The organism is Limibacillus sp. MBR-115, from assembly GCF_040549425.1.
In the GTDB taxonomy this organism is placed as follows: Bacteria; Pseudomonadota; Alphaproteobacteria; order Kiloniellales; family CECT-8803; genus Limibacillus; species Limibacillus halophilus.
Genome location: NZ_JBEPTJ010000002.1, coordinates 456,681 through 471,873 on the forward strand (window position 1 = coordinate 456,681; position 15,193 = coordinate 471,873).

Sequence of the window (15,193 nt, forward strand, 5' to 3'; positions counted from 1 at the left end):
CTCCCACTGTGGCTTGACCGCCGCGCGGCTCTCGCCTTAAATCGATTAAATTCCACTCCAGCACGCTTGCCAAGCCCGGAGCGGTAAAAAACTGAATGAAAACGCGACTCACCAAGATCGTCGGGAGGAATTCAATGCCATCCAGTAAGGACCAGAGGCGATTACGCAGCCAGGAGTGGTTCGACAATCCCGACAATCCGGCGATGACCGCGCTTTATATCGAGCGCTATCTGAACTACGGGCTGACACGCGGCGAACTGCAATCGGGAAGGCCGATCATTGGCATTGCGCAAACCGGCTCGGACCTGTCGCCCTGCAACCGAATTCATATCGATCTTGCTGAGCGCCTGCGCGCAGGAATACGAGACGCAGGCGGCATTCCCATCGAGTTTCCGGTGCATCCAATTCAAGAAACCGGGAAACGCCCAACGGCGGCGCTGGACCGTAACCTCGCCTATCTCGGGCTGGTCGAGGTGTTGTTCGGCTATCCGCTAGACGGGGTGGTTCTGACGACGGGGTGCGATAAAACCACGCCAGCGATGCTGATGGGCGCTGCGACCGTCGATCTGCCTGCGATCGTCTTGTCCGGCGGGCCAATGCTGGATGGTTGGTGGCGCGGTAAGCTGGCGGGTTCGGGAACGGTCGTTTGGGAGAGTCGCCGCCTGCTTGGTAGTGGTGAGATCGACTACGAGGAGTTTATGTCCAGGGTCTGCGCTTCGGCTCCTTCGATGGGTCACTGCAACACGATGGGAACGGCCTCCACGATGAATGCCCTGGCGGAGGCGTTGGGCATGAGTCTGCCCGGCTGCGCCGCCATTCCCGCGCCCTACCGGGAGCGAGGGCAGATGGCTTATGCGACCGGACGCCGGATCGTCGAGATGGTTTGGGACGATCTGCGGCCATCGCAGATCTTGACCCGTGAAGCCTTCCTCAACGCCATTCGGGTGAACACCGCGATCGGGGGCTCGACCAACGCGCCGCCGCATATACAGGCCATCGCGCGCCATGCCGGTGTGGCGCTGTCGATCGAGGACTGGGAGGAGCATGGCTACGCCTTGCCGTTGTTGGTGAACATGCAGCCGTCGGGCAAGTATCTGGGCGAATCCTTCCAACGTGCCGGCGGTGTGCCGGCGGTCATGGCGGAGATGCTGAATGCGGGGAAGCTCGATGGGACGTGCTTGACCGTCACCGGGCGCAGCGTCACGGATAATCTGGAAGGCCAATGTAGTCAGGACCAAGATGTCATACGCTCTGTAGAAAATCCCTTGCGCGAAGATGCCGGTTTCATGGTGCTGTCGGGAAACCTCTTTGATAGCGCCTTGCTCAAGACTTCGGTGATATCGCCCGAATTCCGCAAGCGCTTCTTTGAGCGGCCCGGATCCGAGGGCATCGTCGATGCACGGGCCATCGTCTTCGAAGGCCCCGAGGACTATCATCAACGTATCAATGACCCGACGCTTGAGATTGATGAAACCTGCATGCTCTTCATTCGTAACGTCGGTCCGGTTGGTTATCCAGGCTCGGCGGAGGTTGTGAACATGCAGCCGCCCGATGCGATGATTCGACAGGGTATCGAGCATTTGCCCACCGTTGGGGATGGCCGCCAGAGCGGCACCTCCGAAAGTCCCTCCATTCTCAACGCCTCGCCGGAGGCCGCCGTCGGCGGCGGCTTGGCTCTGCTTAGAACCGGCGATAGAGTGCGCCTGGATCTGCAAGAACGCCGTTTGGAGATGTTGATCGATGATGCGGAAATGACGGCGCGGCGCGCGGCTTACAAGCCACCGGAATTGACGCATCAAACACCCTGGCAGGAGCTATACCGCCAGCATGTCGGACAGCTTTCCGGCGGCGGTTGCCTGGAGTTTGCAACAGCCTATCAGCGTGTCGCGCGTGTGCTGCCACGCGACAACCACTAGAACCATGGTATTGCGGCGTCCGTTTGGTCTGCTGTCAGTGACCAAGATAAGAAAGAAGGAGAGGGACCTTGAAATTACTGCGTTGGGGTGAAGCGGGCGAAGAGCTGCCAGGTCTTTTGGATTCAAAGGGGCGCATTAGGGATTTGTCGCACCTTATCGAGGATTTTGGCCCGCATAGTTTGACTGAACAGGGCATGGACAGCCTGCGGGCCATCGACCCGGAAGCGCTGCCGTTGGTTGAGGGAAGCCCACGTATCGGGGCCTGTCTGCCGTTCGTAACGAACTTCTATTGTATCGGTCTCAACTACGCCAAGCACGCCGCCGAAAGCGGCATGCCGCCACCGGCCGAGCCGGTGCTTTTCTCCAAGGCCAGTTCCGCGCTGTCGGGGCCCTATGACCCCATCGTCATTCCCAAGGGTTCTGAAAAGACCGATTGGGAAGTTGAGCTTGGCGTGGTTATCGGGCGGGAAGCGTCTTACGTCAGCGAGGCCGAGGCGCTTTCCTGTGTGGCCGGGTACTGCGTCGTGAACGATGTTTCCGAGCGGGCTTTCCAGTTGGAAAGCACCGGCCAGTGGATCAAGGGAAAATCGGCGCCCACCTTCGGACCGACCGGCCCTCATCTGGTATCCGCCGATGCGGTTCCCGACCCTCAGGCCCTGCAGGTTTGGCTCGACGTGAATGGCGAGCGTATGCAAGAAGGCGATACCTCGGACATGATCTTCAGCGTTGCCGAGATCATTTCCTACATGAGCCGTCATATGCTGCTGCAGCCCGGTGATTTGATTGCGACGGGCACGCCGCACGGTGTGGGCATGGGGTTGAAGCCGCCGCGTTTCCTGAAAGCCGGAGACGAGGTCCGTCTCGGCGTCGAGGGTTTGGGTGAGCAGCATCAAACCGCCGTGGCGTGGGGAAGCTAACCCATGCAGGTCACAATTCTGGGCGCCGGCGGATTTCTTGGTCAAAAGCTGGCCGCGGCGTTGGCCGCCCGCGGTGTCCTGAGAGGGCGGGAAATTCGCGCACTCCACCTCGTGGACTTGAGTGCGCCACCTGCCGTGGCTGCGGACTTCGTCATCACGACCAGGGCGGCTGATATTAGTGACGCAGCGTCGATTTCGCAGGCGATCCCAAATGGCACGGACGCAGTTTTCCATCTGGCGGCCGTGGTGTCAGGACAGGCAGAGGCTGAGTTCGAATCCGGGCTCCAGGCGAACTTGATGGGAACGCTCAACGTGTTGGAGCGTTGTCGTGCGCTGGAGACAGCGCCGGTTGTCGTTTTTTCCAGCTCCGTGGCGGTTTACGGAGGTGAAATCCCACAGCCCATAGAAGACTGGTACTTGCTGAACCCGCAAACTTCCTACGGAACCCAAAAGGCGATAGGCGAGTTACTGATCAACGATTACTCCCGCAAGGGCTTCATTGACGGGAGGGGGTTGCGGCTACCGACGGTTACCGTCAGGCCAGGCAAGCCCAATCGCGCGGCTTCCTCTTTCGCCTCGTCCATCTTTCGCGAGCCTTTGCAGGGCGACGAAGCCATCTGTCCGGTTAAACCGGAGTCGCAGATGTGGGTCTGCTCGCCGCGCGCGGTGATTGCCAATCTGCTGCACGCTGCGGAGCTGGAGGCAAAGGTGTGGGGCGAGAACCGCTGCATTGCGCTCCCTGGGTTGCTGGCGACCATTGGCGAGATGGTCGAGGCAATGCGGCGCGTCGCGGGCGATGAACCGGTTTCGCGCATTCGCTGGGAGCCGGATCCCGTTATTCAGAAGATTGTGGACGGGTGGCTCGCCGACCTGAGGCCCGAGAAGGCCACGAAGTTGGGCTTCATCGCCGACCATTCCTTCGAAGACAATGTCCGCGGCTTTCTAGAAGACGATATCCGACGGGATTAGCCCGCACGCTGGTCGGCACCCTGGCCCAGGCGTTTGCCGCCATTCAGCGCCTCAAGCCATAGAAGATAGGCGCTGTGATCCTGGTTCCCGGCTGACATCGCATCGTTGAGGTCGGAATAGGCGCGTTGTGCCTTTTCCGTCAGCGGCAACGTCAGGCCGGCCTCGCGCGCGACCTCGATCACATTGTTCAGGTCCTTGAGTTGCATGCGTATCGGGCCGCCAGGCATCCAGTTGCGCTCCAGCATTCGCTGGCCGTGTAGATCGAGTATGCGCGAGGTCGCAAAGCCGCCCATGATGGCTGATCGGACGGCGACCGGGTCGCAACCGCCTTCCTGAGCCAGAAGCAAGGCTTCAGCGACCGCGCCGATGGTGACGGCCACGATGGCCTGGTTGGCAAGTTTGGCCACCTGACCTGCGCCGTGATCGCCGACATGGGTCACGTTACCCATTGATTTCAATAAGGTCTCCGCGTCGGCAAGATCATCTTTGCCGCCACCAGCCATGATGGCGAGCGTGGCCTCGATGGCTCCTTTTTCGCCACCGGACACAGGGGCGTCTAGATGGCGTTTTCTGATCTTCTCCAGCATAGCGGCATGGTCGCGGGCGACGGAAGGTTGGATCGATGACATATCGATAAAGAGGCAGCCCTCCGGCGCCGCCGCCGCCGCGTCGCCGTCTCCGAAAAGCAACTGCGTCACGACACTGGAGTTCTCCAGCATTGTGACAACCGCATCGGCCTGAGCCGCGGCTTCTGCGGGCGTTGCGGCGACCGTCGTCACGTCACTCAAACGCTCCGCTTTGGAGGTCGTACGATTCCAGACGGTTACGGCGAATCCGGCGTTGGCGATGTTGCGCGCCATGGGGGCACCCATGATTCCGGTTCCCAGGACGGCGACTTTTCGGATGGACATAGATCATGACTCCTAAACTTTAGGCGACGGGCGTTAAAAGAGGGCGTCCCGCGAAATGCGCCGCCAGATTATCGATCACCAACTGACCCATGGCGCGGCGCGTTTGGACAGTCGCACTGCCGACATGTGGCAGCAACAAGACATTGTCGAGCCCGAACAATGCTTCAGGCACTTTAGGTTCCTGGGCAAAGACATCCAGCGCGGCGCCACCCAGCTTTCCACTGGTCAATAGCGCGACAAGAGCCGTCTCGTCTACCAATGAACCGCGCGCGACGTTCACAAGGCATCCTTTGGGCCCCAGCGCCTCCAGGACTTCGCGACTCACCAGCCCTTGGGTTTCTGCAGATCCGGGCGCAATGACCACCAGCCAGTCCACATCGCGCGCCATGGCGACCAGGTCAGAATAATAGCGATAGGGTTGGTCGGCTTGCTGCGTTCGGCCATGGTAGCTGATTTGCATTTTGAAGGCGCTACATCTCGCAGCAATCTCCTTGCCAATTCGCCCGAGACCCAGGATCCCCACCTGGGCCCCGGTTAGTTCGGCTGTCAGGGGATAGTGGGCCTTCAACCAATGACCTTTACGAACATACTGATCGCATTGGGGAATCCGGCGGCAGAGGCCGATCATCATGCCGAGAGTCAACTCGGCAACGGCATTACTTAGCACCTCTGGCGTGTTGGTTACGGCAATACCGTGGGCCCGGGCCGCCTCCAGATCAATGGCGTCATATCCGACACCCTGGCACACAATGATCTCAAGGTTGGGGAGGCGGTCCATCAACGCGCGACTGGCGCCCAGATGTCCATCCGTCGCAATTCCTTTGATCTTTGCGCCTTCGGCAGCCAGAAGAGCGTCCTTATCATCGGCCTCCCAGTACCGCAGAAGGTCAAAGTCCTGAGCCAGAGCCTCCTGAACCAACGCCATCAACGGGCCTATCATCAAAATTTTTGGTTTCATGGAATCCCCTTCCGGCAATTTTCATGGGATTGGAGCCCGTTAGGCAGCATTTGTATACTGATAGCCATCTAAATCGATTTAAAAAAGCATTGACCAACGCGCTCAACGGTTCAATCATTGTTTTGCCGTTGCGTAGCGGTGGGGACAAAAAATCACCCGATAATGAAACTGCGCTAGGGAGGTTTGATTTCTGCATGGCGTCTGTGACGATCCGTGATGTGCGCAAGTCTTTTGGTTCCGTGGAAGTTGTCCACGGCGTTTTCATTGACATTGAAGACGGTGAGTTCGCCGTTCTGGTCGGCCCCTCGGGTTGCGGCAAATCCACCCTGCTGCGGATGCTGGCAGGCCTTGAGTCGATTACAGCCGGCGAGGTTCTGATCGACGACCGGGTCGTCAATATGGTGCCGCCCAAGGAGCGCGACACCGCCATGGTGTTCCAGAACTATGCGCTTTATCCGCACATGAAGGTCTATGACAACATGGCCTTCAGCTTGAAGCTCCGGAAGACGGACCAGGCGGAGATCGACAGGCGGGTGCAGCATGCCGCCGATATCCTGGGGTTGGTCCCTTATCTGGATCGCTTTCCCCGGCAGTTGTCGGGGGGGCAGCGTCAACGGGTTGCCATGGGCCGGGCCATCGTTCGCGACCCACAGGTCTTTCTCTTCGATGAGCCGCTATCGAACCTCGATGCAAAGTTGCGCGTGCAGATGCGTACCGAGATCAAGGCGCTGCACCAGCGCTTGGGCGCGACCACGATTTACGTGACCCACGATCAGATCGAAGCCATGACCATGGCCGACAAGATCGTGGTCATGCAGGGCGGCAACGTCGAGCAGATCGGCGCGCCGCTCGAGCTTTACGACCACCCGAACAACCTTTTCGTCGCTGGGTTTATAGGCTCCCCCGCCATGAATTTCGTGGAGGGTGTGGCGCGGCTGGAGGGCGAGCGGGCGCAAATCGAGATCAACGGGGGAACCCGTATCGATATTCAACGGGTCGGCGGCCTGGAAGAAGGCAAGCCGATTGTCTTCGGATTCAGACCGGAGCACTTGGTGCTTTGCGGGGAGGGCCAAGGCTTTCGCTCGGAGGTGATCGTGACAGAGCCGACCGGGTCCGAAGTGCAGATTGTCAGCAAGCTCGGAGACCATGAAGTCAATGCGCTGTTTCGTGAGAGGCATGCCTTCAAGCCGGGTGAGGGAATTCACATGCGACCTGATGTAGAGCGGGCGCATGTGTTCGACGCGGAAACGGGGCGGACGCTGGTCGCCTGACCCGCTGGCGTGGGGCGGCCGGTGCCGCGCTTGCGTCCAAAGACGGGGATCAATCCCCAATGAACAAAGAATGGGAGGATAGTATGTCATTCAATCGCCGTTCCTTTATGAAGGGATCGGCCGCCGCCGCGGCCCTACTTGCCGCGGAGAGGTCCGGTCTCCTTGATGTTGCCAAAGCATGGGCTGCCATGAACCCCTTCAAGCCCGAAGCGGGCGCAGAACTCCGCTTGCTGCGCTGGAAGCGTTTCATCCAGTCTGAAGAGGATGCTTTCAATGCCGCCGTGGCTGCCTTCACCGAGGCAACGGGAGTCGCCGTGACTGTCGAGAATGAGTTCATGGACGATATCCAACCCAAGGCGTCCGTGGCCGCCAACGTCGGTTCGGGCCCGGACCTTGTCTGGGGTCTCTATTCCACACCGCACCTGTTCCCCAATAAGCTGTTGGATCTAACCGATGTGGCCGACCACCTGGGCGGTGAGTACGGCGGCTGGGTTGATTCAGCGAAGGCGTACGGCGTCAATGGCGGCAAGTGGATCGGATTGCCGATGTGCTTTAACGGCAACTACATCAACTACCGCCAGTCGGCGATTGAGAAAGCCGGCTTCAAGACTTTCCCCGATGACAACGCCGGGTTCCTGGAGCTCTGCAAAGCGCTTAAGGGTACCGGGATGCCGGCGGGCATGGCGCTGGGTCATGCATCGGGTGATGGTAATGCCTGGGTGCACTGGGCCTTGTGGAGCCATGGCGGTGCGATGGTGGACGAGAATGACAAGGTTATCATCGACAGCCCTGAATCCCTTGCGGCCTGTGAGTATGTGAAGGAGCTTTACGACACCTTCATCCCGGGCACGGCTTCTTGGAACGACGGCAACAACAACAAAGCCTTCCTGTCGGGCGAAGTGGGCCTCACGAACAACGGCATTTCGATTTACACGAAGGCTGTGGTGGATGGGATGGAGATGGCGGCGGATATCGACCATGCGGTCTGGCCGACCGGTCCGGTCGGCAAGCCGACGGAGTTCCACATCGCCTATCCGATCATGGCCTTCAACTACACGAAGTTCCCCAACGCCTGTAAGGCCTTCATGGCATTCATGATGTCCAGCCCGACTTATGACAAGTGGCTGGATGGGGCCGTCGGGTATCTGACGCACTCACTCAACGCCTTCGACAATGCGCCGGTTTGGACCGACGATCCCAAGCGGACGATTTTCCGTGAGGCGGCCAAGCGCACGCTCACGGCGGGTTATCAGGGTTCGGTCGGAGAGAAGGCCGCCGCCGCCTTGGCGGAGTTCATCGTGCTCGACATGTTCGCCTCGGTCGCGACCGGGCAATCGAGCCCGGCCGATGCGGTCAAACAGGCAGCCCGCAAGGCTGAACGTATCTACAGCCGCTGAAGGTACTTACGAGGGCGGGAAACGGCGGTCGATTGACTGCCGGGTCCCGCCCGGGTTGCCGGCCATGCACCGCTCCGTCGGGTCCGGTGTCGGCGTTGATTTTTCTTAGAAGGGAGTTGTGCCAGGGATGGCCGTGACCGACACGAAAGCCGCCGCGCAATCGAAGGGCCCACAACCAGGTCAATCGGGCGATGCGATGTATCTTTCCTTGGGTGCCAGGCTTGCCAACAACAAGGGCTGGCTGGGGTTCTGGTTCATGCTGCCCGCGGCCGCGTTTTTGGTTGCCTTTCTCACCTATCCCTTGGGTCTTGGCATCTGGCTTTCGTTGACCGACGCGTCCATCGGCCGGTCTGGTGTCTTTATCGGCATTGAGAATTTCGTCTGGTTGATGGACGACGACGTGTTCTGGCTTTCCGTCTTCAACACGATGCTTTACACGGTCGTGGCCAGCGTCTTTAAGTTCGCCATCGGCCTGTACCTGGCATTGCTGTTGAACAAGCACATTCCCTTCAAGGCATTTATCAGGGCAATCGTACTCCTACCCTGGATCGTACCCACCGTGCTTTCGGCCATAGCCTTTTGGTGGATCTACGATGCGCAGTTCTCGGTAATTTCCTGGGCGCTTTCCGGTATGGGATTGATCGACGAGAACATCAATTTTCTCGGTGACCCCTGGAACGCGCGTTGGGCAACGATCTTCGCCAACATTTGGCGCGGCGTGCCCTTTGTCGCGATTACTCTGCTGGCCGGACTGCAAACGGTGTCGCCCTCGCTATACGAGGCGGCGACGATTGATGGCGCAAATCGTTGGCAGTTGTTCCGCTATGTCACCTATCCGATGCTGACGCCGATCATTGCCGTGGTCATGACCTTCTCGGTGCTGTTTACCTTCACCGATTTCCAGTTGATCTACGCTCTGACGCGCGGTGGGCCGGTGAACGCCACGCACTTGATGGCGACACTCAGCTTCCAGCGCGCGATCCTGGGCGGAAATCTAGGCGAAGGGGCTGCTATTTCGACGGCCATGATCCCCTTCCTGCTCTCGGCGATATTGTTTTCCTGGTTTGGCCTGCAGCGCCGCAAGTGGCAGCAAGGAGAAGGCGATGACTGAGCCTCAAGCGCAACAGATCAAACGCAAGACCATCTTTGGTACCGAGCGCAAGGAAAAGGACGAGCCGCAAGGCATGGACTTTCTTGTCACCCGCAGTTCGCGTTGGGTGACGGTTTATCTGCCTTTGTCGATCATTTCATTCGTGCTGCTGTTTCCATTTTACTGGATGACCACAACAGCCCTAAAGCCGAACGAGGAACTACTCGATATCCAGAATAGCAACCCCCTGCTCGTGCACTCACCGACGTTGGATCACTTCTACAAGCTGATATTCGAGACGGACTATCCCTGGTGGATGTGGAACACAATGTTGGTTGCCGTTTGTGCCACGGTGCTCTCGCTGGTCGCGGCGGTCATGGCGGCTTATGCGATCCAGCGCATTCGTTTCCGCGGATCGCGGACGGTGGGCGGGTTAATCTTCCTCGCCTACCTGGTACCGCCCTCCATTCTGTTCATTCCCTTGGCGACGATTATCTTCCAGTACGGTTTGTTCGATAGCCCGATGGCCTTGATCCTCAGCTATCCGACAATCCTCATTCCATTCTGCACCTGGTTGTTGATGGGGTACTTCAAGTCGATCCCCTATGAACTCGAGGAATGCGCGTTAATGGATGGTGCAAGCCGCTTTCAGATCTTGGTGAAGATTATCATCCCACTGTCGGTTCCAGGTTTGATCTCGGCGGGTATCTTCGCCTTCACGCTCTGTTGGAACGAGTTCATCTATGCGTTGACCTTCATCTCAACCAGCAGCAACAAGACCGTGCCTGTCGCCGTCCTATCGGAGTTGGTGGACGGTGACGTCTATCACTGGGGTTCACTGATGGCCGGTGCGTTGCTGGGATCCTTGCCGGTGGCTATTCTCTACAGCTTCTTCGTCGATTACTACGTATCGTCGATGACCGGTGCGGTTAAGGAGTAGCCCTCCCGCTATCGCCTAACCTCGAACATTCTTGGAGACATAAGCTATGAAGATTGCCTTTGCAGGTTTGGGCGCAATGGGTCGTGGAATGGCCGGAATGCTGTTGCAGGCCGGGCACGATGTCACAGGGTTCGATCTTAGCGATGCCGCCTTGTCCTGGCTGGAGGAAAACGGCGGCCGCAGGGCGACAACTGTGGCGCAAGCCTGTATGGGCGCTGATGCGTTGGTGATCATGGTGGTGAATGCGAACCAAGCCCGCACGGTGCTGTTCGGGGAGGACGGCGCTCGCGGCGCGCTGGGAGCCGGCGCACTTGTTCTGTGCTCTGTGACCATGCCCGCAGGAGATGCAGCCGCTATCGGACAGGCCGCCAGCGATGCGGGCTGGCACTATCTGGACGCACCTGTTTCCGGCGGGACGGTGGGGGCTGAGGCAGGCACCTTGACCTTCATGACCGCCGGTGAGGATGCCGCTTTCGAAGCGGCCGGACCGCTGCTCGACGCGATGGGGCGCAACATCTATCGCTTGAGTGACAAGCCCGGCGCGGGCTCGACCATGAAGATGGTTCATCAACTTGCGGCAGGCGCAAACTTGGCGGTGGCGGCCGAAGTCATGGCCTTTGGCACCGATCAGGGGCTTGAGCCCGCGTTGCTGCACGAAGTTCTCATGAATTCGGCGGGTTCAAGCTGGATGATCGGTGATCGCGGGCCGCGCATGATCACGACACCCGACAGCGCCAAGTCGGCAGTTGATATTTTCGTCAAGGATTTGGGCATCGTTCTGGATGCCGCGCGCGAGGAGCGCTTTCCCTTGCCTTTGGCCACCGCTGCGCTACAGGTATTCCTGGGTGCGGCTTCGGCGGGTTACGGAAAGGCCGACGATAGTCAGGCAGTGAAGTATTACGAATGCCTTGGCGGCAAGCCCGTGGACGGCCAATCGGGCTGATCAGCGGCGTAGGATCGAAAGCCTTAGTTTTCGCCCGAACTGCCGCAGGATTCTCGAACCGTTAGGACGGGCTCAATCGCGATGTGCTGGAAGGGTGCTGCCGGGTCGGCAAGCCGCTCCAACAGGAGATTGGCAGCCACGGCGCCGATGCGACCGGGGTGATTGGAAACAGTCGTCAAGGGGGGGAAGCAGGCCTGCGCTTCTTGTGAATCGTCGATGCCGACGACGGCGATGTCCTTGCCGGGGACCAGACCGGCGGCGCGGATGCCGTTCATAGCGCCGAAGGCGACCAAATCATTGAAGCAGGCAAAGGCAGTGGGTCGTGGGGTTCGCGACAAGGCCTGACGCGCTAGCTCGACCCCGACAATACGTTTTGCGGCACCTGGAAGGTGCAATTCATCACGCCAGGTCAGCCCCTCCGCGATCACGGCCCGGCGAAAGCCTGCCAGGCGATTGTCACCGGTTGTGGTGCCGGGAAGACCGCCCAACATAACGATCTCCTTGTGACCCAGACTCAAAAGGTGCCTGGTGGCGATCCCCATGCCAAGTACGTCGGCGTTGCCTGCGAAGTCGGCGTCGAATCCGGGTAGGTAACGAGAGATGAACACGATGGCAGCGCCGGCTCGGCGCAGCAATTGCAGCATCTCCGGGTCGGTTCCCAACGCTGGTGAAACGATCAAACCGTCTGCACCGTGCTCGCGCAGGCCTTCAACGAAGCGCCTGAGGCGTTCCGGGTCGTCGCCATGATTGTTGATGAAGATCGCCTTACCGCTTTCCGACAGGCTGTCCTCGATTGACGCTAACATCTCGGCGAAAAACGGGTGGACGATATCGTGGAAACTCACGCCGACGATGCGGGTCTTTCCGGTTCGCAGGGACGCGGCGGCAACATTGTAGACGTAGCCGCTTTTCTGCATCGCATCACGCACGAGCTTGCGCGTTTCCTCGGCAATCATTGGGCTGTCACGTAGGGCGAGTGACACCGTAGCCGTCGAGAGCCCCAGTTTGTCCGCAAGCTGCTTTTGCGTCATCGGACGCTTTGTGCCGCTGCCTTTTCTGCCCTTGCCTGCACTCATAGACTTTCTCTTCCTTCACACGGAAAGGGCGCTTCGGACCTTTGCTGCCACACCCTCACCATCCAAACCGTAGTGCCGATACAGGTGCGTCGGCGGGCCAAGCAGGGAATATTCATCAGGCATACCGATTGAGGTCAGGCGTGCAGCCAAACCCTCTCCGGCGATTACCTCAGCGATGGCAGCCCCTAGTCCCCCTGTAACGTTATGTTCCTCTGCACTGAGAATTATCCCATGCATCTTTGCGGCGCGGCGAACCGCGTCGCGGTCTATGGGTCGGATTGAGTACAGATCGACCACTTCTAAGTCCACACCTTCTTTCGCGAGTATAGCCGCCGCATCCAATGATGCCTTTACGAGATTGCCGATCGCAAAGACCGTTGCGTGCTTTCCCTCGCGCAGGAGATTTGACCCGCCGATACGCCAATCGGGCGGGCTGTCGTAGACCTGTGCTTCGCGTCCGCGGCCGGTTCGGAAGTAGATCGGACCTTGGTGATCGATCGTGGTGGTCAAGGCGGCGCGGATCGCGTTGCCGTCGCAAGGCGCCATCAAGGTCAAATTGGCAAGCGTTCTCAGTGCCCCGATGTCCTCGCAACAATGGTGCGATGTGCCGTAAAAGCCCATGGCGATCCCGGAATGGGTGCCGATCATCCGCACGTTCAGATTGGTGTAGCAGATGTCGTTACGGATGTTCTCAAGCCCCATCAGCGCTAGGAAGAAAGAGTAGTTCGAGATGACCGGCAACATCCCCGTAGTCGCCAGCCCGGCGGCTGCACCGATCATGTTGCGCTCGGCAATGCCGAAGTTGAAGTAGCGGTCCGGGAAACGGCGCCCAAAGTCGACGACCTGCGTTGGCCGACCAAGATCGGCGGTACAGACAACGATATCATCCCGTCCCGCCTCAGCGAGGTCCGTCAAGACCTTGCCGGTCGTCAGTTGCTGAGACAGCCCGAGTGAAACCACCATATCCCACGTGGCCGCATCGAAGGCGTCTGTGACGGTCGATTCACGCAGGTCCAGTCCGGCTTTGATCTCGCGGGTCATCAAAGGCGAGGCGCTTTTGGAGGATTGTGTCATGGCGATACCATTCCCTCAGCCAATTGTGCCGCTGTTGATTTCCTGGTAGGCGCGGTCGAGATCTAAAGGCCCAAGGAAACCGAGGTGCCATTGCCAGGTTCCTTCCATGAAGGACACGCCTTTACCCGCAACGGTGTAAGCTAGGACACAGCACGGCTTTTCCCGTGGTGCGTTCAGGGCCCGATTGAGTGCGTCGAAGACTTGATCCAGGTCGTGGCCGTCCTCAAGCAAGATGACATCCCAACCGAAGGCCTCCCACTTTGCTTTCAATGGCTCGGTGCGCATGGTTTCCTGGGCGATGCCGTCGGAGCCCGCACCGTTGATGTCGACGAGGCCGACGAGATTGGACAGGTTCCAGTGAGCAGCAGAGATGGCCGCTTCCCAAACTTGGCCCTCCGTCTGCTCACCGTCACCCATCATGCAGACGACCCGGCCAGGCGACCCTTGGCACTTGAGCCCCAAAGCCATGCCGACGGAGACGGACAGGTTGTGCCCGATGGAACCAGAGGAGAAATCTGCGCCCTTTACCTTTTTCATATCCGGGTGGTCGCCCAGAGGAGATCCAAGACGGGTGTAGCTGTCTAGATCGCTGGCAGGGAAAAAGCCAAGATCGGCAAGTACAGGATAGAGGCCGATGGCAGCGTGGCCCTTGCCCATGGTGAAGCGATCGCGGTCGGCCCACTGAGGCTCGTCCGGCCGGACATTGAGGAGCTGGTAATAGAGAACCGCTAGCAATTCGGCGATGGAAAAGGCGGAACCATAGTGACCCGATCCGCAGATGTCAGTGAGGCGCAGAACTTCCCGTCGAATCATGCGCGCCTTTTCTCGCAGATCCTGCTTGGAGGTGTTTGTGACCTGGCGTGCCGCCATCGCTTTTCTCCTCTCGCGTTCAGCGCCCCGATTCAGTGACCCGATCTAGTGCCCCGATCTAGTGAATGTGACTGCCACCATTGACATCCACCTCGCTGCCCGTGCAGTAGGCCGAAAGATCGGAAGCGAGAAAAAGGCAGCAACCGGCCACGTCTTCGGCCCGTCCGGCGCGACCCATCGGTATGCCGGCAACGATCTGCTCAAGCATCTCTGGCGTCAGCTTGCCGCCGGTAATATCGGTGTCGATGAAGCCGGGGCAGACAGCATTAACCCGGATGCCCGCAGGGGCGAGCTCGCGGGCCATCGCTTTCGTCAGGCCCAGAATACCGGCTTTGGCAGCCGAATAATGCGGGCCGCCAAAAATACCGCCGCCGCGCTGAGCGGATACCGAGGAAATGTTAATGATCGCGCCGCTCCGGCGTTGCGTAAAAAGAGGAATCACGGCTTGGCTCATGTAAAGCGTGCCCCGCAGGTTCACGTCCAGCACTTGGTCATAGTGGTCGCCCGAAACCTCCATGACCTTCAGCGGTTGGGTGATGCCGGCGTTGTTGACCAATGTGGTGATGGGTCCCAGTCGCTGTTCGACGGCTGCGACCGCCGCCATGCAGGCTTGCTTGTCGGTCACGTCGCAGGTGATGCCCAGGTGGCCGTCGCCCAAGGCCTTCGCCTGCGCTTCCGCCGCGTCGCCGTCGCGGTCGAGGATGGCGACGGCCGCGCCCTGCTCGGCAAAAAGCCGCGCGGTCGCCTGACCCAAGCCCCGCTTGGAGCCGCCGCCGGTCACGATGGCCACCTTGCCGAGTAGCAACATGTAGCTTCGTTCCTCCTCCCCCGAAATTCCGGCGCGACAGAGTGCGCTTCCCT

Annotated in this window: 14 protein-coding genes; 8 read left to right on the forward strand and 6 right to left on the reverse strand. The window is 59.5% G+C overall.

Translation table 11 applies throughout. The features are described from left to right. Positions 1–134 precede the first annotated feature (134 nt). From ABIE63_RS05735 to denD, 3 genes are all read left to right on the forward strand, one after another. Entirely contained in the window at positions 135–1,916 is a 1,782-nt protein-coding gene (locus ABIE63_RS05735; RefSeq protein ID WP_354503512.1) for an IlvD/Edd family dehydratase, read from the forward strand. A 68-nt stretch (positions 1,917–1,984) separates the two neighbouring features. Further along, positions 1,985–2,833, forward strand: a complete 849-nt coding sequence (locus ABIE63_RS05740) for a fumarylacetoacetate hydrolase family protein (RefSeq protein ID WP_354503513.1) — start codon at positions 1,985–1,987, stop codon at positions 2,831–2,833. 3 nt (positions 2,834–2,836) lie between these two features. Then, positions 2,837–3,802 (forward strand): D-erythronate dehydrogenase, encoded by a 966-nt coding sequence (denD, locus tag ABIE63_RS05745; protein WP_354503514.1) that lies wholly within the window; start codon positions 2,837–2,839, stop codon positions 3,800–3,802. On the opposite strand, the gene ABIE63_RS05750 is transcribed toward denD, so the two are convergent. Further along, complete coding sequence (locus tag ABIE63_RS05750) at positions 3,799–4,713, reverse strand: NAD(P)-dependent oxidoreductase (RefSeq protein ID WP_354503515.1); 915 nt, start codon at positions 4,711–4,713, stop codon at positions 3,799–3,801. The genes denD and ABIE63_RS05750 overlap by 4 nt on opposite strands. 19 nt (positions 4,714–4,732) lie before the next feature. Continuing rightward, complete coding sequence (locus ABIE63_RS05755; RefSeq protein WP_354503517.1) at positions 4,733–5,671, reverse strand: 2-hydroxyacid dehydrogenase; 939 nt, start codon at positions 5,669–5,671, stop codon at positions 4,733–4,735. 194 nt (positions 5,672–5,865) lie between these two features. Here ABIE63_RS05755 and ABIE63_RS05760 point away from each other — a divergent pair, with 194 nt between their 5' ends. The 5 genes from ABIE63_RS05760 to ABIE63_RS05780 all read left to right on the forward strand — a co-directional run bounded on the left by ABIE63_RS05760 (position 5,866) and on the right by ABIE63_RS05780 (position 11,312). Continuing rightward, on the forward strand, positions 5,866–6,942 hold the full coding sequence (locus ABIE63_RS05760; protein ID WP_183415004.1) for an ABC transporter ATP-binding protein: 1,077 nt from the start codon (positions 5,866–5,868) through the stop codon (positions 6,940–6,942). Positions 6,943–7,025: 83 nt separating this feature from the next. Then, entirely contained in the window at positions 7,026–8,339 is a 1,314-nt protein-coding gene (locus ABIE63_RS05765; protein WP_183415005.1) for an ABC transporter substrate-binding protein, read from the forward strand. A gap of 127 nt (positions 8,340–8,466) precedes the next feature. Beyond that, positions 8,467–9,450 (forward strand): sugar ABC transporter permease, encoded by a 984-nt coding sequence (locus ABIE63_RS05770; protein WP_354503518.1) that lies wholly within the window; start codon positions 8,467–8,469, stop codon positions 9,448–9,450. Then, entirely contained in the window at positions 9,443–10,369 is a 927-nt protein-coding gene (locus ABIE63_RS05775) for a carbohydrate ABC transporter permease (RefSeq protein ID WP_183415007.1), read from the forward strand. Before ABIE63_RS05770 ends, ABIE63_RS05775 begins: the two co-directional genes overlap by 8 nt. Positions 10,370–10,415: 46 nt before the next feature. Then, positions 10,416–11,312, forward strand: coding sequence for an NAD(P)-dependent oxidoreductase (locus tag ABIE63_RS05780; RefSeq protein WP_354503520.1), 897 nt, complete (start codon positions 10,416–10,418; stop codon positions 11,310–11,312). 23 nt (positions 11,313–11,335) lie between these two features. Here the strand turns inward: ABIE63_RS05780 and ABIE63_RS05785 are convergent, their stop codons facing one another. The 4 genes from ABIE63_RS05785 to ABIE63_RS05800 are packed head-to-tail and all read right to left on the reverse strand — an operon-like array spanning position 11,336 to position 15,140. Further along, entirely contained in the window at positions 11,336–12,388 is a 1,053-nt protein-coding gene (locus tag ABIE63_RS05785) for a substrate-binding domain-containing protein (protein WP_354503521.1), read from the reverse strand. A 15-nt stretch (positions 12,389–12,403) separates the two neighbouring features. Further along, positions 12,404–13,462: a transketolase C-terminal domain-containing protein gene (locus tag ABIE63_RS05790; protein ID WP_354503522.1), complete on the reverse strand. Its 1,059-nt coding sequence runs from the start codon at positions 13,460–13,462 to the stop codon at positions 12,404–12,406. 15 nt (positions 13,463–13,477) lie between these two features. After that, the gene (locus tag ABIE63_RS05795) at positions 13,478–14,332 is read right to left on the reverse strand and encodes a transketolase (protein ID WP_354503523.1); all 855 of its coding nucleotides are present in this window, start codon (positions 14,330–14,332) and stop codon (positions 13,478–13,480) included. Positions 14,333–14,390: 58 nt separating this feature from the next. Further along, on the reverse strand, positions 14,391–15,140 hold the full coding sequence (locus ABIE63_RS05800; protein ID WP_354503524.1) for a glucose 1-dehydrogenase: 750 nt from the start codon (positions 15,138–15,140) through the stop codon (positions 14,391–14,393). Positions 15,141–15,193 lie beyond the last annotated feature (53 nt).

Coding starts and splice junctions, on each gene's coding strand:
- ABIE63_RS05795 (WP_354503523.1), bottom strand. CDS start 14,332: ATGGCGGCACGCCAGGTCACAAACACCTCCAAGCAGGATCTGCGAGAA.
- ABIE63_RS05780 (WP_354503520.1), top strand. CDS start 10,416: ATGAAGATTGCCTTTGCAGGTTTGGGCGCAATGGGTCGTGGAATGGCC.
- ABIE63_RS05765 (WP_183415005.1), top strand. CDS start 7,026: ATGTCATTCAATCGCCGTTCCTTTATGAAGGGATCGGCCGCCGCCGCG.
- ABIE63_RS05755 (WP_354503517.1), bottom strand. CDS start 5,671: ATGAAACCAAAAATTTTGATGATAGGCCCGTTGATGGCGTTGGTTCAG.
- ABIE63_RS05790 (WP_354503522.1), bottom strand. CDS start 13,462: ATGACACAATCCTCCAAAAGCGCCTCGCCTTTGATGACCCGCGAGATC.
- ABIE63_RS05735 (WP_354503512.1), top strand. CDS start 135: ATGCCATCCAGTAAGGACCAGAGGCGATTACGCAGCCAGGAGTGGTTC.
- denD (WP_354503514.1), top strand. CDS start 2,837: ATGCAGGTCACAATTCTGGGCGCCGGCGGATTTCTTGGTCAAAAGCTG.
- ABIE63_RS05770 (WP_354503518.1), top strand. CDS start 8,467: ATGGCCGTGACCGACACGAAAGCCGCCGCGCAATCGAAGGGCCCACAA.
- ABIE63_RS05750 (WP_354503515.1), bottom strand. CDS start 4,713: ATGTCCATCCGAAAAGTCGCCGTCCTGGGAACCGGAATCATGGGTGCC.
- ABIE63_RS05800 (WP_354503524.1), bottom strand. CDS start 15,140: ATGTTGCTACTCGGCAAGGTGGCCATCGTGACCGGCGGCGGCTCCAAG.
- ABIE63_RS05760 (WP_183415004.1), top strand. CDS start 5,866: ATGGCGTCTGTGACGATCCGTGATGTGCGCAAGTCTTTTGGTTCCGTG.
- ABIE63_RS05785 (WP_354503521.1), bottom strand. CDS start 12,388: ATGAGTGCAGGCAAGGGCAGAAAAGGCAGCGGCACAAAGCGTCCGATG.
- ABIE63_RS05775 (WP_183415007.1), top strand. CDS start 9,443: ATGACTGAGCCTCAAGCGCAACAGATCAAACGCAAGACCATCTTTGGT.